The sequence below is a fragment of the Rhodovulum viride genome (assembly GCF_003265965.1).
Classification (GTDB): domain Bacteria; phylum Pseudomonadota; class Alphaproteobacteria; order Rhodobacterales; family Rhodobacteraceae; genus Rhodovulum; species Rhodovulum kholense.
In genome coordinates this window covers 81422-103620 of sequence record NZ_MUAV01000016.1, presented here as the reverse complement: position 1 = coordinate 103620, position 22199 = coordinate 81422, and the positions used below count along the sequence as shown (strand labels likewise).

Here is a 22199-nt window from a genome sequence, read left to right as displayed (position 1 = left end):
CCGCGCCGTCCGGAAGGGACCGCGTCCCACTGCATCTCGGGATCGAACCAGACGGTCAGCGAGCCGCGCTGCCTCAGCGCCTGGTTATACGCTTGCCAGTTGATCGTCTTGTAGATCGGCTTCGGAGGTCTGCTCATGCTGCCCGGCTAGCATGCTGCATTCACGAGATGAATCCCCTGGATTTGCGCAACAACGCCATCACGGCCTCATCGTCGTGGTTGCCGATGATCAGGTGCTTACGGCCGGGGAGACTGTGAAACCAGCTCTCGAACTGTGCCGTATCATCAGCGCGGCCGAAAGCGAAATCTCCCAAGATCCAGAGGCCGTCATCATGGGCGACACAGGCCTGGAAGTTGGCGATCAGGCTCGCGTTCATCTCCGCGGTTGAGGCGAAGGGGCGCTTGCAGAAGTCGATGATGCGGTGGTGGCCGAAGCGCAGGCCGGCCGAATACCAGCTGGCCATACCTGCGCCGTCCCGTGTTCGTCAGACCTCAGTCTAGGGGCGAGGTCGCACGGGCGCAAATGCCTGGTAGTTCAAAAGGATTCAGGACGATGAGGCGCTCGGAACGTCAGAAGATGCCAGTCTTGCCCGAGCAAGATGCCAGGTCGGACCGGATAGGCGTCAACCTTGGGCGAACATGGCAGAATGAGATTTGGCTGGGGCGGTAGGATTCGAACCTACGGTGCGCGGTACCAAAAACCGGTGCCTTACCACTTGGCTACGCCCCAACGGTGGAGGCGTAGATACGGGATGCCCGGACGGGCTTCAAGCCCAATTTGGCGAAAAAATGCGCCCGGGCCCCCAGATCTCAGACCGATAGAGGATGGGCCTTGGCCAGTCGGTCAAAGCCCATCAGCGTTTCGATCAGGCCGGGCATCTCGGCCAGCGGAATCATGTTGGGACCGTCCGAAGGCGCGCGGTCGGGCGCCTCGTGGGTCTCGATGAAGACCGCGGCAACGCCCACGGCCACGGCCGCGCGCGCCATCACCGGGGCGAATTCGCGCTGGCCGCCGCTCGACCCGCCCTGACCGCCCGGCTGCTGCACCGAATGGGTCGCGTCCATCACCACCGGGTAGCCCAGACGCGCCATGATCGGCAGGCTGCGCATGTCGGCGACCAGCGTGTTGTAGCCGAAGGACACGCCGCGCTCGGTCAGCAGGATCCGCCGGTTGCCGGTCGATTCGATCTTGGCGACCGCATTGGCCATGTCCCAGGGGGCGAGGAACTGGCCCTTCTTGACGTTGACCGCGGCCCCGGTTTCGCCCGCGGCCAGCAACAGGTCGGTCTGGCGGCAGAGAAAGGCCGGGATCTGCAGCACGTCGACCGATTCGGCCGCGGGCGCGCATTGCTCGGCGGTATGGACATCGGTCAGAACCGGCACGCCCAGCTGGCGGCGCAGCTCGGCCAGGATCTCGAGCCCCTTGTCGATGCCGACGCCACGGCGCCCCGACAGCGAAGTGCGGTTGGCCTTGTCGAAGCTGGCCTTGAAGATATAGCCCGCACCGGCCGCCGCGCAGGCGTCCTGCATGGCGCGGCCGATCATCAGGGCGTGGTCCAGGCTTTCAAGCTGGCAGGGGCCAGCGATCACCGTCAGCGGGCGGGCATTTCCGACGGGCAGGCCGCCGATCTCGATATGTTTCATGTCAGGCTGATACTTGTTCGCGTAAGATGGACAGGGTCAGCGAGATCATGAGGTAAATGCCGCCGAAGATCAAAAGGGCAAGCGCGGTATTTTCGAAGGCGCGCGGATAGGCCGCCTTGTCCGGCGCGACCGGGCTGACCCCGAGCGACAGGTAGCGGACCTGACGGTTGGCCTCGATCCGGGCGGTTTCAAGCTGTTCCAACGCCTGTTGCAGCAACAGCTGGCGGTTGCCCAGATCGGCTTCGGCGATCCGCAGCTCGGCCGAGACCCTGGCCAGCGAGCCACCGCTGGAACTGCCCTCTGTCATGACCGCGCGCAGTTCGCGCACCATGGCATCCAGCCGGCGGATGTCGCCCTCGACGCCCGAGACGCGCGCGGCATTGGGGGTGGCATTGTCCAGAAGCTGCTGCAGTTCCAGCCGCTTGTGTCGGAGTTCGATCTCAAACGTATTGATCTGGCCCATCAGCGCGGCGGTTTCGCTGGCGGGGTCGATCACGCCCAGCTTTTCCTGCAGTGCCAGCACCCGGTTCTGAGCCACGGCCACGCGCTCTTCGGCTGCATCGTAGCTTTGCCGGGCGCCCGCCATCTGGTCCTCGCGCAGGCGCTGGGTCAGGCCGTCGACCCGATCCTCGGCGTAGGAAATCAGCGCCTTCGAGAATGCGGCCGAGACCTGCGGGTCGGCCGCCAGAACCTCCATCTTGAGGATGCCCTCGGTCGGGTCGTAGCCGATCTCGACGGCGTGGCGGTAGACCTTGTAGGCGTCCTCGATCCCGCCGCTGCCGCGCAGGCGCTGGATCGGGTCGATCGAGGGCTGGCTGAAATGCGCGCGGAACTCCTGATCTTCGTCGAGGCGCAGCATCGCATCGCGCGATTGCAGATAACTCTGGACCGCGATCGAATCCTGCTGCATCGCGAGGCTGCTGCCCTGGAAAAGGCTGCCCAGCCCGCCGCCGCCGCTGGGCGCGTCGGCCTGCTGGATGACGAATTCGGACAGCGTGGCGTACATCGGCGTGGCCACGGCGAAGAAGTAATAGCCCGCCAGCGCGGCCGGCAGGACCACGAAAACCGACAGCCGGGCCATCAGCATGGTCAGCGCCCGGCGGCGCCGGTGGGCGATGTCGCGCTGGATGTCGCTGACCGCGCTGGCGCGTTCGGCGGCGGGCGAGGTCAGCGCGGCAGGACCCGGTGCCGGGGCAGGGGCGGCAGGGGTGGCCTGCGAACCGGAGGCCTTGGCGGGGCCGGGTGTCGCCCCCGCCGGAGCGGCAGGGTCGTTGGCCCCGGGCGCGATGGGCCGGCCCTCGCCGAAATTCAGCACGGCGTTGCGGCTGAACTGGTGGATCCCGCGGCTGCGAAGCTGCCGGACGGCGTCGAAGTCCGATGTGATCGACAGGCCCTGTTTTTGCGCGATGCGGCGGGCCATGCGCAATTCCCTGCCGGACAGACCTTCGCGGCGGATCTGCTCGATTTCCTGGAGCGGGGTTCTATCGGCTGAGGCAGAGGCCGGGGCCGGGGCAGGGGGGGGCAGCGCCGATCCCGCCACCGCCCGGCCGTCCCGGGCTGCGCGGGCACGCGCTGCCGCGGCCAGCACGGCCTCGGTGGTCCGGGTGTTGAACGTCCTAGCCTTGGCTTTGGTAGTCATAGAGGGATCTTGCCTCTTCCAGGGTATCGAACAGATGCAACTGGCCATCCCTGAGCACCGCTGCCGAGCGGCAGAACTTTTCAAGCGTCTCGGGTTGGTGCGAGACAATCACGACCGTGGTGGTTTCCAGCCGCTCGCGCAGGATCGCCCCCGCACGGCGGTTGAACTCGACATCGGTGGTCGAGGGCATGCCCTCGTCGATCAGGTAGATGTCGAAATCGAGCGCCAGCATCAGCGAGAAGGTGAACCGCGCCCGCATGCCCTGGCTGTAGGTGCCGACCGGCATGTCGTAATATTCGTCGATCCCGCACAGCCAGCGCGAGAACGCCTCGACATAGTCGGGGTCGAGCCCGTAAAGCCGGGCGATATAGCGGGCGTTTTCGGTGCCGCTGTGGCGGTTGACGACGCCGCCCATGAAGCCCAGCGGAAACGAGATCCGGCAATCGCGCTTGATCCGCCCCTCGTCGGGCTTCTCGATCCCCGCCATCATGTTGATCAGCGTGGTCTTGCCGGTGCCGTTCGGAGCCAGCACGCCCAGCGAATGGCCCAGCTCGACGCGGAACGAGGCGCGGTCAAGGATCACCTTGCGCTGCTTGCCCGTCCAGAAGCTCTTGCTGACCTCGATGAACTCCAGCATGCCCCGATCATCCGCGCGCCCACAGGGGGAACGGCGGTCCAGAATTGTTTCCGGATCGGAGCGTAAAGGACGATTTGGGCCAGATTATGTCCGGCAGCCGGAGCCGATCCCGGCTGCCGAAGCGGTCAGTCGCGCTTCTGCACGCGCATCAGCTTGCCCGCGCCGATGGCCATCAGGGCGGCGGCGAAACTGAACAGGGCGCCCATCTTGGCGGCTTCCTGCACGTCGATGCCGTCAAGCGTGATGCCCGAGTTGAAGGCGACGGATGCGATGAACAGCGACACCGTGAAGCCGATGGCGGCGACGCAGCCGACCACCAGCAGATCGGCGGTGCGCATCCCCTGCGGCAGGCCCAGCCGCAGCCCGCGCGCGGCGATCCAGCCGAAGACCAGCACCCCCACCGGCTTGCCGATCAGCAACCCGAGGAAGACCAGCCAGGTCGGCACCCCGATCGACGAGAACTCGACCCCGGCATTGCAGAGCCCGAAGAAGAACAGGACGATCTCGACCGGCACCTTCAGATTATGCTCGATATGGTTCAGCAGGTCGGTCAGATACTGCTCGGCCTCGGAGAAGATGCCGAAGGCGCGATCCGCATGCGGGATCGCGGGCACCACCGGCAGAAGCCCCAGCGCCGGGTGCAGGCCCGCCTCCTGAAAGCCGAACCAGCTTGCCGCCCCGGCCAGGGCATAGGGCCAGACGTTCAGATAACGCCGCACCCAGCTCGAGACCGGCCGCATCTGCCGGCCCCGGTCCAGCCGCCGCGGCAGCCAGTTGCACAGAACGAACACCGCCAGCGCCGCCCCGCCCGACAAGAGAAGCCACAAGGGCTGCAGGTCGCCCGACGGGTAGAAAACCGCAAGGATGATCAGCCCGGCCGCATCGTCGGCGATGGCCAGCAACAGCAGGAACCGCACCGCCGGATGCCCGGCCCCGAAGACGATCCGGCCGACCAGATAGGAAAAGGCGATATCGGTCGCCGTCGGGATCGCCCAGCCGCGATGCACCGCATCGAAGGTGGTCGAGCCGAGGATCGCCGCCAGCCCCAGATAGACCGCGATGGGACCAAGCATACCGCCCAGCGTGGCGAAAAGCGGCGTTGCTGCTTTCCGCCCCCGCAACGACCCGTTCCGGAGGATGATCGCCTCCCAGACCTCCTTGGCGGCGATGGCGAAGAAGAAAGCCATCAGCAGGTCGTTGACCAGATAATGCACGGTCAGGGTCCGGGTGACATGGCCCTCGACCTCATGCGCATGACCGATGAAAAAATCGTCGATCAGAACGTATTCGACGAAATCATGATACGAATTCGGGTGCAGGTTGACCCAGACCAGTGCCGTGACGGCGCCCCCGATCAGCAACAGCGAATAGGCCGTCACGAAATTCCAGACTCGGTACATTCCCCCGTCATTCCCTTCCGTTCCGTTTGCCGTGGCTTAATCGAACCCTTGCCGATGGGCAACCTGCCCTGCGGTCATATGCCCGCTGGTCCCCGGCCAAAGACCGCCGGGTGCCCGGCGGCCGACCCCGAGCCGCCAGATTTTCGGCACGACAGCGACAGCCCGGAGGCCCGGCGGCCAGGGACCGGGCCGCAGGGCCCCGCCCCTGTCCCCACCGCCTGCGCGCCTCGGGCGCGTCCGGTCCCCGCAGCTTCGGGGCGGGCGCGATTGCGCGGATGCCGGTTTCGCCCTAGGTCCGGGACATGACCGCCGCCCTTGACGATCTGCGCGACCGCATCGCGGCCTGCCGGCTCTGCGCCGACCGCTTCGCCGCGACTGCCACCGCCCATGCGCCGCGCCCGGTGCCCTGGTTCGGCCCGGCGCCGCGGGTGCTTGTCTGCGGCCAGGCGCCGGGGCTCCGGGTCCACAAGGCCGGGCGGCCCTTCCTCGATCCCTCGGGCGACCGGCTCCGCGCCTGGATGGGGATCGGCCCCGAGACCTTCTACGACCTCTCCCGGGTCGCGGTGCTGCCGATGGCCTTCTGCTTCCCGGGCTATGACGGCGCAGGCGCCGACCTGCCGCCGCCCCCGCTCTGCGCCGAGACCTGGCATCGCGCCGTCCTGGCCGCGCTGGGCCCGGTGCCGCTGACCCTGCTGATCGGCGGCTATGCCCAGCGCTGGCATCTCGGTCGCGCGGCCCGGCCGGGCGTGACCGCCACCGTCGCGGGCTGGCGCGCCCATGCGCCGCAAGTCTTCCCCTTGCCACATCCCTCCTGGCGCAATACCGCCTGGCTCAACCGCAACCCCTGGTACGAGGCCGAACTGATCCCCGCCCTCCGCCAGCGCGTCGCCGAGGTTCTCGCATGACCGCCGACACTCCCGCTTCCCAGCCGCGTGGCCGCGCCGCGGCCCTCGACCGCGCCCATGCCGCGATGACCGCCGCGCCCGACGATCCGGGCCCCCGGCTCGCCTATTACGGCCGCCTCGCCGCCGGTGAACTGGTGCTCCTGCTCGATCGCGACGCCGAGGACGACCGGATCGCGCCCCGCATCTTCGACCTCGATGAAGGCCGCGTGGTGCTGGCCTTCGCCGACGAGGGCAGGCTGACCGATTTCACCGGCACGCCCTCGCCCTATGCGGCGATGCCGGGCCGGACGCTGGCCGCGATGCTGGCCGGGACCGGCCTCGGCCTCGGCGTCGATCTCGGCACCGAGGCGGGCGAGCTTCTGCCCGCCGCGGCGGTCGACTGGTGGGCCGACATGCTGGCCGCGGCGCCCGAACCGCTCGATCTCGTCGCCGAGGCGCTGACCCCGCCGGGCGATCTGCCCGCGCCGCTTCTGGCCGCGCTCGACACCTGCCTGGCCGATGCGGCGGGGCTCGCCGCCTGCGCCTGGCTCGCCGGGCTCCGCCACCCTGCGGGCGAGACGACGCTGCTTCTGGCCTTCCTCGACCCGGCCGAGGGCGCCGAACCCGCGCTCGCCCGCGCGGTCTCCGAGGCGGTCCGCTTCAGCGGTCTCGACAGCGGCGCGCTCGATCTGGCCTTCTTCGCGTCCCAGGCACCGATGGCCGCCCGGCTCTCGCGTCTCGGCCTCCGCATCGACTTGCCCCAGCCCGAGCCCGAAACCGTGGCCCCGGTCGCCGATCCCGACGCGCCCCCCCGCCTACGTTAGACCGCCTACGTTAGACCGCCTCTTCTTCTTGGCGAAAATACCCCCCGCCGGAGGCGCCGCGCGCGCCCAGCGCGCGGCCGGGCCCAAGGCCGGACCAGCAGGGCGCAAGCCCTGTGCAGGCCGGCGGCGGGAGCGGCCGGGCCTGACGCCCCTCAATACCCCCGCGCGCGGTCGACCCGGAACAGAAGCGGCTCGCCCGCCTCCGAGCGGCGCACATTCTCGGCGATCACTCGCGCGGCCGAGGCAGGGCGGGTCTCCGAGGCGATATGGGGCGTCACCGTGACCCGCGGATGGGCCCAGAACGGATGATCGGGCGGCAGCGGCTCAACCCGGAAGACATCCAGCGTGGCATGGCTCAGCCGCCCGGCATCAAGCGCCGCCAGAACCGCCGTCTCGTCCAGCAGCGCCCCCCGGCCCGGATTGAGCAGCACCGCGCCCTGGGGCAGCCAGGACAGCCGCTCGGCGTCGATCAGCCCCTCGGTCTCGGGCGTACGCGGCAACAGCAGCACCACGATCTCGGCCCGTTCCAGCACCTGGCGCAGCCCGTCCTTGCCGTGATGGCACTCGACCCCCACTACGGACCGCGCCGTGCGGCTCCAGCCCAGCACCCGGAACCTCAGCGCGGCCAGCGCCTCGGCACAGGCCCGACCGAGTTCGCCCAGCCCCAGCACCGCGACCGTCCGGTCGCGCGCCAGCGGCGGCACGCGCTTGTCCCAGTGCGGGCCGTCGGCGCGGATGTAGCGGTCGATCCCCAGATGATGGCGCAGCACATGGCCCGTCACCCATTCGACCATGCCTTCCTCGAGGCCCGCATCGACCATCCGGCAAAGCGGCTGGGTCAGGGTCGGGTTGCCGACCACGGTCTCGACCCCGGCCCAGAGGCTCAGGACCGCCTTCGCCCCGGTGAAGGGCGTGAAATCCGAAATCCCGCCCCTCGGCGCGAAGACCACATAGTCGATGGCCGCCGGATCGCCGGTCTCGGTCGTCACCTCGGCCGCGATCCCCGCCTCGCCGAAGGCGCGGGCCAGCGGCGCGCGATACTCGGCCCAAAGCTCGGGCGGGGCCGAAAACAGGATCCTTGGCATCAGCGCCCCCGCGGCCGGTGGATATGCGCGCTCTGCACCAGCCCGAAGGCCGCCAGCAGCACCAGCATGGCCGAGCCGCCATAGGACACCAGCGGCAAGGGCACCCCCACCACCGGCGCCAGCCCCATCACCATCGACATGTTGACCGCGAAGAACAGGAAGAAGGTCGCCGCGATCCCCAGCGTCAGCAGCGACGAGAACCGGTCCTTGGTCTGCATCGCCGACGAGATGCAGAAGACGATGATCAGCACGTAAAGCGCCAGCAGCGAGACCCCGCCGACAAAGCCGAACTCCTCGGCCAGCGTGGTGAAGATGAAATCGGTATGCTTCTCGGGCAGGAAGTTCAGCCGCGACTGCGTGCCCTGCATGAAGCCTCGGCCCGCCCAGCCGCCCGAACCCAGGGCGATCTTCGACTGGGTGATGTGATAGCCCGCCCCCAGCGGGTCCGAGGACGGGTCGAGGAAGGTGTCGATCCGGCGGAACTGATAGTCTTTCAGCAACTGCCAGGGCGTGCCGCGGCTGGCGAAGACCGCCGAGACCAGCCCCACGCCCCCCGCGACCACCACCGCGAAATAGGCCCAGTGCACCCCCGCCAGAAACATGATGATCCCGCCGCCCGCGATCAGCAGAAGTGCCGTGCCCAGATCGGGCTGCTTCAGCACCAGCGCCGTCGGCAAGAGGATCAGCAAAAGCGGCAAGGCCACGAATTGCGGCTTCGAGACATGGCGGATATCGAGCCAGTCGTAATAGGCGGCCAGCATCATCACCAGCGTGATCTTCGACAGCTCGGAGGGCTGCAACCGGAAGACCCCCAGATCGATCCAGCGCTGGGCGCCCATCCCGACCGTGCCGAAAAAGTCGACTGCGACCAGCAGCAGGACCGAGATCCCGTAGGCCAGCGCCGCCATGTTGCGCCAGAACCAGATCGGCACGAAGGCGACGACGAACATCACCGTCATCCCCAGCGCAAAGCGTTTCATCTGCGGATCGGCCCAGGGTTCCAGCCGCCCGCCCGCCACCGAATAAAGCATCATGAAGCCGATGCCCGCCACCGCCGTCAGCAGCAGCACCAGCGCCCAGTTGACATACAGCACCTTCGACAGGCCGGTCGGCACGCGCTTGACGTTATATTCAAGATAGCTCACGCCCGGCTCCTCCCGCCCGACGAGAACGACCCGGGATCGCGCAGCGGCAAGTCGTTCAGGCGCCGTTCGGCCTCCCAGCGCTGGTCGCTCGGATAGGCCTCGCCCGGAGGCACCCGGCCATAGAGCGCGCGCAGCGTGATGTCGCGGGCGATGGGCGCGGCCACGGCCGAGCCGCCACCGCCATGCTCGACCACGACCGCGACCGCGACCTTGGGCGCCTCGACCGGGGCGAAGGCCACGAACAGCGCATGGTCGCGCCGCTCCCAGGGCAGGTCCTCGTTGCGGAAGACGCCCGCCGCGCGCTCGGCCGCGGTGATGTTGCGCACCTGGCTGGTGCCGGTCTTGCCCGCCATCGCCATGCCCTCGGCCACGACGCGCGAGCGGTGCGCCGTGCCGCGCCGCGAATTGACCACCGCATCCATGCCCTTGCGGATCCGGGCGAGGTTCGCGGGATGAATGTCCAGGGCCGCGCCCGCGCCCGAGGGCTGCTCGACCCCGTCGATCGAGCGCACCAGCCGCGGTGTCACCGCCCGCCCGCTGGCGATCCGCGCCGACATCACCGCCAGTTGCAGCGGCGTCGCCAGCACATAGCCCTGGCCGATCGAGGCGTTCAGCGTGTCGCCGACCTGCCAGTCCTGCCCGTAGCGCGCGCGCTTCCACGCGCGGTCCGGCGCCAGCCCTTCGGCCACGGCCGACATCGGCAGCTCGTGATGCACGCCGATCCCCAGCTTGCGCGCCATCGCGGCGATATTGTCGATGCCGACGCGCTGGCCGACGTCGTAGTAATAGACGTCGCAGGACTGCTGCAGGCTCTCGGTCAGGTCGACATGGCCATGCCCGCCGCGGCTCCAGCAATGGAACCGCCGTTCGCCAAGCTTGAGATAGCCCGGGCACCAGACAGTGTCCTCGGGCGTGATGACCCCGGCTTCCAGCGCGGCCAGCGCGGTCACGACCTTGAAGGTCGAGCCCGGCGGATAGGCCCCCTGCACCGCCTTGTTCGACAGCGGCCGGTAGGGCGTGCCGGTCAGCGCGCGGTAATCGGCGACCGAGATGCCCTGCACGAACTTGTTCGGATCGAAGCTCGGCGACGAGGCGATGCCCAGCACGTCGCCCTGCTCGATGTCCAGCACCACGGCGGCGGCACTTTCCTCGCCCAGCCGGGCCTGCATGAAGTTCTGCAACCCGGCATCGATGGTCAGCTGCAGGTCCGATCCAGGCTGTCCGTCGATCCGGTCAAGCTCGCGGATCACCCGGCCCGCGGCATTGACCTCGATCCGGCGGGTCCCGGCCTTGCCGCGCAACAGCTCTTCTTCCTTGGCCTCGACCCCGGTCTTGCCGATCTGGAACCGCGGGATCTGCAACAGCGGGTCGGGGTCCTCGAGCTTCGACAGGTCATAGTCCGAGACCGGCCCGACATAGCCCACCACATGGGCGAAATCGGGCCCCATCGGATAGTGCCGCGACTGCCCGACCTCGGGCGTGATGCCCGGCAGGACCGGCGCGTTGACCGCGACGCTCGCGACTTCTTCCCAGCGCATCCGGTCGGCGATCGTGACCGGCACGAAGGGGCTGTGGCGGCGGATCTCCTTCAGCGCGCGTTCGACGGTCTCGTCGTCCAGCCGCACCAGCCGGGTCAGCCGCGCCAGCGCCTGTTCGGGATCGCCCGCATCCTCGCGCACGATGACGATCCGGTAATTCTGCTCGTTCTCGGCGATCACATGGCCCTGGCGGTCATAGAGGATGCCGCGCCCGGGCGGGATCAGGCGGATGTTGATCCGGTTCTCTTCGGCCAGCAGGCGGAACTCGTCGGCCTGGGTCACCTGCAACTGCCGCATCCGCAGTGCCAGCACCCCGGCAAACAGCGCCTGGGCCCCGCCCAGCACCAGCGTCCGCCGGCCGATCCGGCGGCTGCTTTCCTCGGCCTCGCGTTGCGACCGCTTCATCGGTTCAGCCCCCTCGGGTCCAGATCGCCCGGCGTGACCCGGCGCACGCCCAGCGCATAGCGCGAGGCCAGGGCGACCAGCGGATAGACCAGCGCCGTCACCAGCGCGAGGAACATCAGCCGCCCGAAATCGGCCTCCGGCACCGAGAACAGCGCCAGCACCATCCCGTCGGCCAGATAGATTGCGAAGATCGTGCCCCCGGTCAGCAGCCATTCCGGCCCGAAGGCCGTCTCGACCGAGACCTGCTGGCGCGCGCGCAGGAATTCGGACCCGACCAGCACGAGCGCGGTCATCAGCCCCGGCGGGCGCATCAGCAGCATGTCGAGCATCAGGAACACGCCCGCGATCAGCCAGGGCGGCAGGTAGTCGGGGCGGCGCTGCAGCCAGGCCAGCGTCAGGCACAGCATCCAGTCGGGGGCGGGCAGGCGGCCCGGGCGGGTTTCCAGCGGCAGGATCATCACGAAGACCGCCAGCCCCGCGAGGCCCAGAAAGATCAGCCGGTACAGCCAGCGGTCCAGCGTTGTCGGGTCAACCATTGCCGGGCTCTCCGCCCGCATCGGCCGCCGGGGCGGGCATCGGCTGCGGCCCCACCGGGGCCGGGATCACCAGCGCGCCGGGATCGCGGATCACCTCGTTGGCGTGGCTTCTGAGCACCCGCAGGAATTCCAGCCGGTCGTATTCGGCGGCCAGCCGCACCCGCAGCCGCTGGTCGCGCCCAAGCGCCAGATGGCCGACCAGAAGCCCTGCCGGAAACACCCCGCCATCGCCCGAGGACACCACCCGGTCGCCGGGCCGCACCACGGCCGGGTCCTCGACGAAGTCGAGCACCGGCGCCGTCGAGTTGTCGCCCGCCAGGATCGCGCGCTGGCCCGAGGGCTGGATCGTGACCGGCACGCGGCTGTTGGAATCGGTCAGCAAGATGACCCGCGCCGTGGTCTCGCCCACGCCCGATATCCGGCCGACCAGCCCCAGCCCGTCGGTGGTGGCCCAGCCGTCGACGATGCCGTCGCGCGCGCCCACGTTCAGCAGCACCGACTGCCGGAAGGGCGACCCGCTATCGGCCATCACCACGCCCGTCACATAGGTCAGGCTGGGATCGAGCCGCACATTGTTCAGATCCAGAAGCTTGGCGTTTTCCTGTTCCAGCTGCAACGCCGCCTCTTTCCAGGCCTTCATCTGCCGCAGCTCGCGGCGCAGTTCCTGGTTCTGTTCGGCGAGGCGCGCATAGGACTGAAAGCCCTCGACCAGCTCGGCGCCCTTGGTGACCGGCGCCATCGCCCAGTCGAAGCTGGGGACCACCCGGTCGATCAGCGCGGCGCGCATCCGTTCGACGCGCGGGCTGTCGATTCGCCACAGCACGAACAGCGCCATCAGCACGAAAACGGTGCCGCCGATCAGGATGCGGCGGATCGGGCGGGCATAGTCGATCTGGGTGTTGCGATCTGCGGCCAAGTCAGCCTCGCTTGCGCCACGCGCGGCCCGCCGGTGTCATGCCGGGGTCAGGCCGGGCTCAGCTCTCGTAATCTATCACATGCCGGAGCTGTTTTTCGTATTCCAGCGCCTTGCCGGTCCCCAGCGCCACACAATTGAGTGACTCGTCGGCGACCGAAATCCCAAGCCCCGTCTGCTCGCGCAGCGCCAGATCCAGCTCGCCCAGCAGCGCCCCGCCCCCGGTCAGCATCACGCCCCGGTCGACGATATCGGCCGCCAGATCCGGCGGCGTCGCCTCAAGCGCGGTCATCACCGCCTCGCAGATCTGCTGCACGGGTTCGGCCAGCGCCTCGGCGATCTGGGCCTGGTTGATCTCGATTTCCTTCGGCACGCCGTTCAGAAGGTCGCGGCCGCGAATGTGCATGACCGCGCCGCGCCCGTCATCGGGCATCCGCGCCGAACCGATCGAGGTCTTGATGCGTTCGGCCGTGGCCTCGCCGATCAGGATGTTCTGCTGGCGGCGCAGGTAGTTGATGATGGCGTCGTCCATCCGGTCGCCGCCGACGCGGACCGAGCGGGCATAGACGATGTCGCCCAGCGACAGGACCGCGACCTCGGTGGTGCCGCCGCCGATATCGACGACCATCGACCCCGTGGGATCGGTGATCGGCATGCCCGCGCCGATGGCCGCGGCGATCGGTTCGGCGATCAGCCCGGCGCGGCGGGCGCCCGCCGACAGCACCGACTGGCGGATCGCGCGTTTCTCGACCGGGGTCGCGCCATGGGGCACGCAGACGATGATCTTGGGCTTGGTGAAGGTGGTGCGTTTGTGGACCTTGCGGATGAAGTACTTGATCATCTCTTCGGCCACGTCGAAATCGGCGATCACGCCTTCGCGCATCGGCCGGATCGCCTCGATGGACCCGGGCGTCCGGCCCAGCATCAGCTTGGCATCCTCGCCGACGGCCAGCACCTGCTTGCGCCCGTCCTTGACGTGGAAGGCCACCACCGAAGGCTCGTTGAGGATGATGCCGCGTCCCTTGACATAGACGAGCGTGTTCGCCGTGCCGAGGTCGATCGCCATGTCCGACGAGAACAATCCGCCAAATCCTGCCATGTCGTGGAGTCCCGCTATTGAAGTCTGGGTCCGCGAGTCAGCCACCGGGACCGGCCCACGTTATAGGCGGTCGGCGGCGGGGCGGTAAAGGGCGCATTCGGCTGGGTGGAAGCGTCTTTCCGCCGCTTTCACCAACCGAACATCTGCCTTGCGGGGTTCCCAAGGATCTGCGGAGCGGAATTTCAGTTTTCGAACATCGGCTGGCCGGGGCAGGGCGCTGGACGCTCCGCCCCGGCCGCCGGGGCGCGGATCAGATCGCGGCCAGGTTCCCTTCGGGCTTGGTCTTCTCGCGCCGGACCATCAGCCGATTCAGGGCGTTCACGTAGGCCTTGGCGCTGGCCACCACGGTATCGGTGTCCGAGGCCTGGCCGGTCGCGATCTTGCCATCCTCCGACAGGCGCACGCTGACCGTGGCCTGCGCGTCGGTGCCTCCGGTTACCGCATGCACCTGGTACAGCTCCAGATGGGCGTGGTGCTCGACCAGCTCCTTGACCGCGGCGAAGGTGGCGTCGACCGGCCCGTCGCCCTGCGCCGTGACCCGGTGCTCGACCCCGTCGATCGACAGGATCAGATCGGCCGATTGCGGCGCCTCGGTGCCGCAGATCACCCGCAGGAACTTGACCTGGATGCGGTCATGTTCGGCATCCAGATCGCTGTCGCGCATCAGCGCCAGCAGGTCGTCGTCATAGACCTCCTTCTTGCGGTCGGCGAGCGCCTTGAACCGCACGAAGACGTCCTTCAGCTGGTTGTCGCCCAGGTCGTAGCCCAGCTCCTTCATCTTCGAGCGCAGCGCGGCGCGGCCCGAATGCTTGCCCATCACCAGGTTCGTGGCATTGAGCCCGATATCGGCGGGGCGCATGATCTCGAAGGTCTCGGCATTCTTCAAAACGCCATCCTGGTGGATGCCAGATTCATGCGCGAAGGCGTTCTTGCCGACGATGGCCTTGTTGAACTGCACCGGGAACCCCGAGACGGTGGCGACCTTGCGGCTCAGCCCCATGATCCGGGTGGTGTCGATGCCGGTCTGGAAGGGCATGATGTCGTTGCGCACCTTCAGCGCCATCACCACCTCTTCCAGCGCGGTATTGCCGGCGCGTTCGCCAAGCCCGTTGATGGTGCATTCGATCTGCCGAGCGCCCGCCTCGACGGCGGCCAGCGCGTTCGCCGTCGCCATGCCCAGATCGTTGTGGCAATGCGTCGCAAAGACGATCTGATCGGCGCCGGGCACGCGTTCCAGCAGCATCTCGATCAGTTTCGCGCTTTCGCGCGGCGCGGTATAGCCCACGGTGTCGGGGATGTTGATGGTGGTGGCCCCCGCCTTGATCGCGGTCTCGACCACGCGGCAGAGGTAATCATGCTCGGTCCGGGTCGCGTCCATCGGCGACCATTGCACATTGTCGCACAGATTGCGGGCATGGGCGACGGTCGCCTCGATCCGCTCGACCATCTCGTCCTGCGTCAGCTTGGTGATGTCGCGATGCAGCGGCGAGGTGCCGATGAAGGTGTGGATGCGCGGCCGGGCGGCATGCTGGACGGCTTCCCAGGCGCGGTCGATATCGGGGAACTGGGCGCGGGCCAGCCCGCAGATCACCGCGTTGCGCGAATTCTTCGCGATGTCGCGCACCGCCTCGAAATCGCCTTCCGAGGCGATCGGAAAGCCCGCCTCGATGATGTCGACGCCCATCTCGTCGAGCATCGCCGCGATTTCCAGCTTTTCGTCATGGGTCATGGTGGCGCCGGGGCTTTGTTCGCCGTCGCGCAGGGTGGTGTCGAAAATCAGGACGCGGTCCTGGTGCGAATTCTCGGTCATGGCAGAATCTCTCTTGTCTTTAGCCTTAGCCTACGGGGGAGTGCGGCGCGGAAGATACCCTCTGAGCGGTCGCGCCTGTCCGGCACGCTCAGAGGCGGCTAAGGAGAAGAAGAAGGCCGAGGGACAGCGTCCGCGCAGGCTGCGCGGTAATGATCGCAATATGTCCGTGGCGTTCCATGGGACGAAGTATAAGCGGCCCGGCCGCGCAGGGGAAGGGGCTTTCGCGGGGCCCGCCGCGCGGTCTGGCCGCAGCCCGGTCCGCCCGGCGGAACGCGTTATAATATGACTTGGAGATTTCCCTTACGGCGTGCATTCGGAGAATTGAATATGTCAACGGCCAAAGCCGGGACGAGTCGCCGTCGGAGGAGGAGGGCGCCCGGCCCGGGGCCTCGCGGGAGGAGCGTGAATGGTGCATGTCGTCGTGTTGGGGGCGGGTCTCGGCGGCACGCTTCAGGCCTTCGAACTGAAGCAGGATCTTGGGCCGGACGACCGGATCACGGTGATTTCGGACAAGCCCTGATTCCAGTTCACGCCGTCCAATCCCTGGGCCGGGATCGGCTGGCGGCGCGGCCTTTCTGGCGATGCCGCAATTGCCGCCGCGCAATGTCGGCTGGTCCTCGAAGGGCCGCTGGGTGCATGATGCCAAGCTTGCCTTCGAATGGTATTTCCTGCGCAAGGTCCGCACCGGCATCAGCGAACCCTTCTACGAGAAATTCGTGATGAAGACGCTGAAGATCACCAAGATCAAGGCCTGAGAAGCCCTATTCGCGATCCTGGCCGAACCGACCGGGCGGACCGGATTTGCCGGGCGACGCTGCGTCGTTTTGCGTCGCGCCGCCTTTTTCTTTTGCGTGGCCCGGGTTTTCAGAGACTGTTTTCTCCGGTCCCTCCGATTGCGGGAGAGGGAAGGATCCCGCATTGGCGGACTTACAAAGAAAGCCGGTCGCCGTTTTCCGATCATTTCCCGGGAGCTCGGCCTCGCGGCGAAAGTCCGATTGCAATTTTTATCGCAGGTTGAAATCCGATGCGCATCGCAATTGTCGATCTGAACAATTTCTCCCGCTATCCCACGCTTTCGGTCGGCCAGATCGCCGCCATCCTGCGTCAGGCCGGCCACGAGGTCACGGTGATCTCGCCCTTTGCCGTGGGGGTCGGCAGCTACCGGCGCGTGACCCGGCCGCATGCGCTGGGCTATTACGACTCGGTCCTGCGCCATGCCACGGCGGTCAGCGGCGTCCAGGCGGTGCGCGCGCTGCGCCGGAAACTCGCCGCCGCCCGCAGTCCCGCCCGCGCCCGCGCCCAGGCCGCGACCCTGGCCGAGGTGCAGGGCGTGCTCGACCGCGGCACCGATCTCTTGCTGATCTCGGCCTACAGCATGTATCGCGAGGTGTGCGGGGCGATTGCCGCCGAGGCGGCGCGCCGCGGCGTGCCGGTGGTGGTCGGCGGGCCGATGTTCGGCATGCCCGAAATCGCGGCGCACTGGCTCGACCTGCCGGGGATGTCCGGCGTCTTCGCGGGCGAGGCCGAGGGGCATCTGCTGGATCTCGTCGACAGCGTCATGGGCGGCGGGCACGCGGTGCCCGGGCTGGCGACGCCCGACCGGCCGGACCTTGTCCCGGCGGCGCCCTTTGCCGATTTCGACGCGCTGCCCTTTCCCGACTATGCCGACTTTCCCTGGGACCGCTATCCCAACCGGATCGTGCCGATGATGACCGGCCGGGGCTGTGGCTGGGGGGTATGCACCTTCTGCAGCGACGTGCGGACAAGCGCGGGCCGCACCTTCCGCAGCCGGTCCTTCGCGCATGTGCGCGACGAGATGGTCTGGCAAAGCCGCCGCCACCGCACCGGCATCTTCACCTTTCTCGACCTCAAGCTGAATTCGGACCTCACGGTCTGGCACGGGCTGATCGACGAGGCCCAGAGCGTGGTTCCGGGCTGCGAATGGACGGCCTCGGTCCATGTCCAGACCAATGGCGAGACCGGGCTGGGGCCCGAGGCGCTGAAAGCGGCGCGCCGCGCCGGGCTGTCGCGCATCACGACCGGGCTCGAATCGGCGGCGCAGGGGGTTCTGAACGCGATGGGGCGGGGCACCACGGCCGAGGCGCTGTCGCGCTTCGTGCGCCACGCCTCCGAGGCCGGGATCAGCGTGCGCATGACCTCGATCCTCGGCTATCCCGGCGAAACCGCCGAGGATGTGCGGCTGACGGCCCGGTTTCTGGCTGACCACCGGCCCTATATCGACCGCGTGGTGGTCAACCGGCTGGCCATTGTCGGCGACACGCCGCTGGGCCAGGCGATCCGGCGCAACCCGGACCGCTATCCGCAGATCGGGGCGCTGGCGCCGAACCTCGAGACCGGGCTGATGGACCACGAGAACGCGACCTTTCGCAGTCCCGGGCATCTTTCTGCGGTCCTGCAGATGCTGCACGAGGTGCACCGGATCAACCGCAAGCCGCTGAAGGGCGCCTCGCTGACCTTCGAAGGGGTGATGTAGTCCGCCGCCCCGCCCGGCGCCCAAAGGCGTCGGGGCGCCGACGATCGTCACACGGTCCGAGGGGTTCAGCTGGCGAAAGCTCAGCCGGTGGAAGATCAGTCTGTGGAAGATCAGTCGGCGGGCGGCGGGGCGCTGGGTGCCTCGGGGCGGTCTGCCGTGCCCGCAGGCGCCGTCGTGAGCACCCCGTTGGTCCAAGTGCCCGAGCGGATCTCGCCATCCGAGTATTTCATCACGCCCTCGCCCTCGTAGCGGCCATCCGAGAACATGCCCTCGTAGATGTCGCCATTGGCATAGGTGGCGCGGCCGCGGCCGTCGAACTTTCCGGCCTTCCAGCCGCCGGTATAGCTGAACCCGTCTGGCATGGTGATGGTGCCCTGACCCTCGCGCTGGCCCTTGACGAAGCTGCCCGAATAGACCGAGCCGTCGGCATAGGTCGCGGTGCCCTCGCCATGGCGCAGCCCGCCCATCCAGTCGCCGGTATAGCTGTAACCGCCGGCATGGGTCATCGTGCCCTTGCCGTCATAGGCGGCATCCTTGAACTGGCCCTCGTAGACCAGCCCGTTGGGGAAGGTGGCCTTGCCCTCGCCGCCGATCACGCCGGCCGTCCATTCGCCCTCGTAGGTCGAGCCGTCGGCATAGGTGACCTTGCCGGTGCCGTCAGGCAGATCGGCCCGGAACTGACCCTCGTAGACCGCGCCGTCGGGATAGGTCAGCTTGCCCAGCCCCTCGATCCGGCCCGCGACCCATTCGCCCTCGTAGCGATAGCCGTCGGCGCCGATCAGCGTGCCCTTGCCGTGGCGCTTGTCGTTGCGGTATTCGCCCTCGTAGACGTCGCCATTGGCGAAGGTCACCTTGCCGGTGCCGTGCCGCTCGCCATTGACGAAGAGGCCCTCGTAGATGTCGCCATTGGGCTGGGTCAGGGTGCCGAGACCGTTCATCTCGCCATCCTTCCAGGACCCGGAATAGCTCAGCCCCTCGGGCGTGGTCAGCGTGCCCTTGCCGGACCGCTGGTTCTGGGACATCTCGCCTTCATAGACGCGCCCGCCCGGGTAGGTGATCTTGCCCTTGCCGTCCTTGACGCCGTTGACCCAGGTGCCCTCGTAGACATAGCCGTTGGGGCTGGTCATCTTGCCGATGCCGTGATGGACCGCGTTGCGGAATTCGCCTTCGTAGCGCACCCCGTTGGCATAGACCGCGACCCCGGTGCCGGTGATCTTGCCGTCCTGCCATTCGCCCTCGTAGGTGCCGCCATCGGCGAAGGTGATCTTGCCGGTGCCCTCGGGCTTGCCGTCCCGGAACTGGCCCTCGTAGACCGACCCGTTCACGAGCCGCGCGACCCCGGTGCCCTCGATCCGGCCGTCGACCCACTGGCCCGAATATTCGTAGCCATTGGGCAGCCGGTAGGTGCCGGTGCCGTCCTGCTTGCCGTTCTTGAAGGTGCCCTCGTAGATGCCGCCATTGTCGTATTGCTTCGTGACGACATCGCCATCGTCCTGGGCCAGAGCGGTTCCGCCCGCGGCCAGCGCCGCGACCAAAGCCAGACGCGCCGTGATCCTGCCTGTTTTCTGCACCCGAGCCCCCATCGCCCTGCCGTGTCGCGGTTCTCTTTGAAAGCGCGGAAACCCTAGTGGAGCCTCGGCGGGCTTACAACGCTTTTCACCACCCGATGTCTTTCACTTGGCCGTCAGTCTGCTAAGAGGCGGAACAGGACGCGACGAGGACTTCCATGGCCGACGACCGGTTCCGCCTGACCCTGGCCCAGCTCGACCCGACGGTCGGGGCGCTGGCCGAGAATGCCGCCAAGGCGCGGGCCGCCTGGGCGGCCGGGCGCGATGCGGGCGCCGACATGGTGGCGCTGCCCGAGATGTTCCTGACCGGCTATCAGGTGCAGGATCTTGTGCTGAAGCCCGCCTTCCTGGCCGATGTCGCCACCCATCTCGAGGCGCTGGCGCGCGAGTGCGCCGAGGGGCCCGCGCTGGGCATCGGCGCGCCGGTTGCGGATGAGGAGGGGCGCTACAACGCCTATTTCATCTGCGAGGGCGGCCGGGTCGCGGCCCGCATCCTCAAGCATCACCTGCCCAATGACGAGGTCTTCGACGAAAAGCGCGTCTATCGCAGCGGGCCGATCAGCGGCCCCTACCGGGTCGGGCCGCTCCGGATCGGCACACCGATCTGCGAGGATGCCTGGTACGAGGACGTGGCCGAGGCGCTGGCCGAGACCGGGGCCGAGATCCTGCTGGTGCCCAACGGCTCGCCCTATCACCGGGGCAAGCTCGACCAGCGGAAGACCATCATGGTCTCGCGCGTGGTCGAGACCGGGCTGCCGCTGGTCTATCTCAACCTCGTGGGCGGGCAGGACGACCAGATCTTCGACGGCGGGTCGTTCGTGCTGAACCCGGGCGGGGCGCTGGCGCTGCAGATGCCGGTGCTGGACGAGGCCCTGACCCATGTCGAGTTTCGCCGCACGCCCGAAGGCTGGCGGGCCGAGCCGGGCACGCTGGCCCCGCTGCCCGATGCCTGGGAACAGGACTACCGCGCGATGGTGACCGGGCTCGGCGCCTATGTGGCGAAAAGCGGGTTCTCGAAGGTGGTGCTGGGGCTGTCGGGCGGGATCGACTCGGCGCTGGTGGCGGCGATCGCGGCCGATGCGCTGGGACCAGGGAACGTCCATTGCGTGATGCTGCCCTCGGCGTTCACCTCGGCCGCGTCGCTCGAGGATGCGGCGGCGGTGGCGACGGCGCTGGGCTGCCGGCTCGACGAGGTGCCGATCTCGGGGCCGCAGGCCGCGGTCGGCGCCGCGCTTGGCCCGCTTTTCGACGGCACCGCGCCCGGCATCACCGAAGAGAACGTGCAGTCGCGGCTGCGCGGGCTGATCCTGATGGCGATCTCGAACAAGTTCGGCGCGATGCTCCTGACCACCGGCAACAAGTCGGAAGTGGCGGTCGGCTATGCCACGATCTATGGCGACATGGCGGGCGGCTACAATCCGATCAAGGATCTCTACAAGACCCGCGTCTTCGAGACCTGCCGCTGGCGCAACGCCCATCACCGGCCCTGGATGAAGGGACCGGCGGGCGCGGTGATCCCGCCCCGGGTGATCGAGAAGCCGCCCTCGGCGGAACTGCGCGCCGATCAGAAGGACGAGGACAGCCTGCCGCCCTATCCGGTGCTCGACCGGATCCTAGAGGGACTTGTCGACGAGGACCTGTCGGTCGCGGATCTCGTTGCGGAAGGGTTCGACGAAGAGACGGTGAAGCGGGTGGAGCATCTGCTTTACATCAGCGAATACAAACGTTTCCAGTCGGCTCCCGGAGCCCGTCTGACGCCGCGGGCATTCTGGCTTGACCGGCGCTATCCCATCGTCAACCGCTGGCGCGACCCGTCCTGAACGGGACCCCGATTTTTCGCAGAAAAATCGCGCCCGGTCGTTCCGTGCCGCGCCGCACGGATGCCCTGCGCCTGTGGCGACTGGACCCAAGGCGCCCGCCCCATATCTCAGGACGCAGAACCACCTGACTGCAACCTGACCGGAGGGACCCGCCATGGCCCAACCCAAAGTCGCCGTGATCTTCTATTCGACCTACGGAACCAACCACCAGATCGCCGAGGCCGCCGCCGAGGCCGCTGCCGCCGCGGGGGCCGAAGTGCGCCTTCGTCGGGTGGCCGAGACCGCGCCGGAAGAGGTCGTCAAGGGCCAGGAGGCCTGGGCCGCCCAGGCCGAGAAGATGGCCCATATTCCCGAGGCCACGCCCGAGGACCTGGCCTGGGCCGACGCCTTCTTCTTCTCGACGCCCACCCGGTTCGGTGTCGCCGCCAGCCAGTTGCGCGCCTTCATCGACACGCTCGGGCCGGTCTGGCAACAGGGCAAGCTCGCCAACAAGGCCGTGACCGCCACCTCCAGCGCGATGAACCTGCATGGCGGTCAGGAAGGGACGCTGCTGACGCTGTACCCGACCTTCATGCATTGGGGCTCGATCCTGGTGCCGCCGGGCTTTACCGACGAGTCCGTCACCGCGGCCGGGGGCAATCCCTATGGCTACTCCGCCAAGGCCGGCGAATTCGACGACGCGGGCAAGGCCGCTGTCACGTATCAGGCCCGGCGCCTGGTCGAGGTCGCGGGCAAGCTGATCGCCTGACCGCGCGGCGC

The 22199-nt window shown here is 68.1% G+C and carries 19 protein-coding genes, 1 tRNA gene and 1 pseudogene; 6 read left to right on the top strand and 15 right to left on the bottom strand.

Going from position 1 to position 22199, the window contains the following annotated elements; translation table 11 throughout:
* The 7 genes and pseudogenes from BYZ73_RS14185 to BYZ73_RS14155 all read right to left on the bottom strand — a co-directional run.
* Positions 1-137: pseudogene (locus BYZ73_RS14185) on the bottom strand (IS5/IS1182 family transposase); the annotation flags it as partial.
* Positions 138-160: 23 nt separating this feature from the next.
* Positions 161-463 (bottom strand): metallophosphoesterase family protein, encoded by a 303-nt coding sequence (locus BYZ73_RS14180; RefSeq protein ID WP_245943155.1) that lies wholly within the window; start codon positions 461-463, stop codon positions 161-163.
* 191 nt (positions 464-654) lie between these two features.
* Positions 655-729, bottom strand: a tRNA-Gln gene (locus tag BYZ73_RS14175).
* Positions 730-809: 80 nt separating this feature from the next.
* Positions 810-1643, bottom strand: coding sequence for a 3-deoxy-8-phosphooctulonate synthase (gene kdsA, locus BYZ73_RS14170; protein WP_108028171.1), 834 nt, complete (start codon positions 1641-1643; stop codon positions 810-812).
* A 1-nt stretch (position 1644) separates the two neighbouring features.
* On the bottom strand, positions 1645-3063 hold the full coding sequence (locus tag BYZ73_RS14165) for a KpsE/RkpR family capsule polysaccharide export protein (RefSeq protein ID WP_245943154.1): 1419 nt from the start codon (positions 3061-3063) through the stop codon (positions 1645-1647).
* Positions 3064-3259: 196 nt separating this feature from the next.
* Positions 3260-3919: an ABC transporter ATP-binding protein gene (locus BYZ73_RS14160; protein ID WP_112316449.1), complete on the bottom strand. Its 660-nt coding sequence runs from the start codon at positions 3917-3919 to the stop codon at positions 3260-3262.
* A gap of 125 nt (positions 3920-4044) precedes the next feature.
* On the bottom strand, positions 4045-5319 hold the full coding sequence (locus BYZ73_RS14155) for a Na+/H+ antiporter NhaA (RefSeq protein WP_112316448.1): 1275 nt from the start codon (positions 5317-5319) through the stop codon (positions 4045-4047).
* Between the two features lie 302 nt (positions 5320-5621).
* Between BYZ73_RS14155 and BYZ73_RS14150 the strand changes: the two genes are divergently transcribed.
* Together BYZ73_RS14150 and BYZ73_RS14145 are read left to right on the top strand one after the other, a co-directional pair.
* Complete coding sequence (locus BYZ73_RS14150) at positions 5622-6224, top strand: uracil-DNA glycosylase family protein (RefSeq protein WP_112316447.1); 603 nt, start codon at positions 5622-5624, stop codon at positions 6222-6224.
* The gene (locus BYZ73_RS14145; protein WP_112316446.1) at positions 6221-7027 is read left to right on the top strand and encodes an SseB family protein; all 807 of its coding nucleotides are present in this window, start codon (positions 6221-6223) and stop codon (positions 7025-7027) included. Before BYZ73_RS14150 ends, BYZ73_RS14145 begins: the two co-directional genes overlap by 4 nt.
* Positions 7028-7179: 152 nt before the next feature.
* Here BYZ73_RS14145 and BYZ73_RS14140 read toward each other — a convergent pair whose 3' ends face one another.
* The 7 genes from BYZ73_RS14140 to BYZ73_RS14110 all read right to left on the bottom strand — a co-directional run bounded on the left by BYZ73_RS14140 (position 7180) and on the right by BYZ73_RS14110 (position 15558).
* The gene (locus BYZ73_RS14140) at positions 7180-8112 is read right to left on the bottom strand and encodes a 2-hydroxyacid dehydrogenase (RefSeq protein ID WP_112316445.1); all 933 of its coding nucleotides are present in this window, start codon (positions 8110-8112) and stop codon (positions 7180-7182) included.
* On the bottom strand, positions 8112-9257 hold the full coding sequence (gene rodA / locus BYZ73_RS14135) for a rod shape-determining protein RodA (RefSeq protein ID WP_108028178.1): 1146 nt from the start codon (positions 9255-9257) through the stop codon (positions 8112-8114). Before rodA ends, BYZ73_RS14140 begins: the two co-directional genes overlap by 1 nt.
* Positions 9254-11200 carry a penicillin-binding protein 2 gene (gene mrdA / locus BYZ73_RS14130; RefSeq protein WP_112316444.1) on the bottom strand — a complete coding sequence of 649 codons (1947 nt, stop codon included), beginning with the start codon at positions 11198-11200 and terminating at the stop codon, positions 9254-9256. Before mrdA ends, rodA begins: the two co-directional genes overlap by 4 nt.
* Positions 11197-11736 carry a rod shape-determining protein MreD gene (locus tag BYZ73_RS14125; protein ID WP_112316443.1) on the bottom strand — a complete coding sequence of 180 codons (540 nt, stop codon included), beginning with the start codon at positions 11734-11736 and terminating at the stop codon, positions 11197-11199. Before BYZ73_RS14125 ends, mrdA begins: the two co-directional genes overlap by 4 nt.
* Positions 11729-12652, bottom strand: a complete 924-nt coding sequence (gene mreC, locus BYZ73_RS14120; protein WP_112316442.1) for a rod shape-determining protein MreC — start codon at positions 12650-12652, stop codon at positions 11729-11731. Before mreC ends, BYZ73_RS14125 begins: the two co-directional genes overlap by 8 nt.
* Before the next feature lie 58 nt (positions 12653-12710).
* Positions 12711-13748: a rod shape-determining protein gene (locus BYZ73_RS14115; protein ID WP_108028182.1), complete on the bottom strand. Its 1038-nt coding sequence runs from the start codon at positions 13746-13748 to the stop codon at positions 12711-12713.
* A 250-nt stretch (positions 13749-13998) separates the two neighbouring features.
* Positions 13999-15558 carry a 2-isopropylmalate synthase gene (locus BYZ73_RS14110; RefSeq protein ID WP_112316441.1) on the bottom strand — a complete coding sequence of 520 codons (1560 nt, stop codon included), beginning with the start codon at positions 15556-15558 and terminating at the stop codon, positions 13999-14001.
* Between the two features lie 590 nt (positions 15559-16148).
* Between BYZ73_RS14110 and BYZ73_RS14105 the strand changes: the two genes are divergently transcribed.
* Both BYZ73_RS14105 and BYZ73_RS14100 read left to right on the top strand, forming a co-directional pair.
* A complete protein-coding gene (locus BYZ73_RS14105) occupies positions 16149-16313 on the top strand; it encodes a hypothetical protein (protein ID WP_342768208.1) in 165 nt (54 codons plus the stop codon).
* A gap of 269 nt (positions 16314-16582) precedes the next feature.
* Positions 16583-18052: a B12-binding domain-containing radical SAM protein gene (locus BYZ73_RS14100; protein ID WP_112316440.1), complete on the top strand. Its 1470-nt coding sequence runs from the start codon at positions 16583-16585 to the stop codon at positions 18050-18052.
* A gap of 110 nt (positions 18053-18162) precedes the next feature.
* Here BYZ73_RS14100 and BYZ73_RS14095 read toward each other — a convergent pair whose 3' ends face one another.
* Positions 18163-19623 (bottom strand): MORN repeat-containing protein, encoded by a 1461-nt coding sequence (locus tag BYZ73_RS14095; RefSeq protein ID WP_245943153.1) that lies wholly within the window; start codon positions 19621-19623, stop codon positions 18163-18165.
* Positions 19624-19778: 155 nt separating this feature from the next.
* Here BYZ73_RS14095 and BYZ73_RS14090 point away from each other — a divergent pair, with 155 nt between their 5' ends.
* Both BYZ73_RS14090 and wrbA read left to right on the top strand, forming a co-directional pair.
* Positions 19779-21440: an NAD+ synthase gene (locus BYZ73_RS14090; RefSeq protein WP_112316438.1), complete on the top strand. Its 1662-nt coding sequence runs from the start codon at positions 19779-19781 to the stop codon at positions 21438-21440.
* Between the two features lie 154 nt (positions 21441-21594).
* The gene (gene wrbA / locus BYZ73_RS14085; protein WP_112316437.1) at positions 21595-22188 is read left to right on the top strand and encodes an NAD(P)H:quinone oxidoreductase type IV; all 594 of its coding nucleotides are present in this window, start codon (positions 21595-21597) and stop codon (positions 22186-22188) included.
* The last annotated feature ends 11 nt before the right edge of the window (positions 22189-22199 follow it).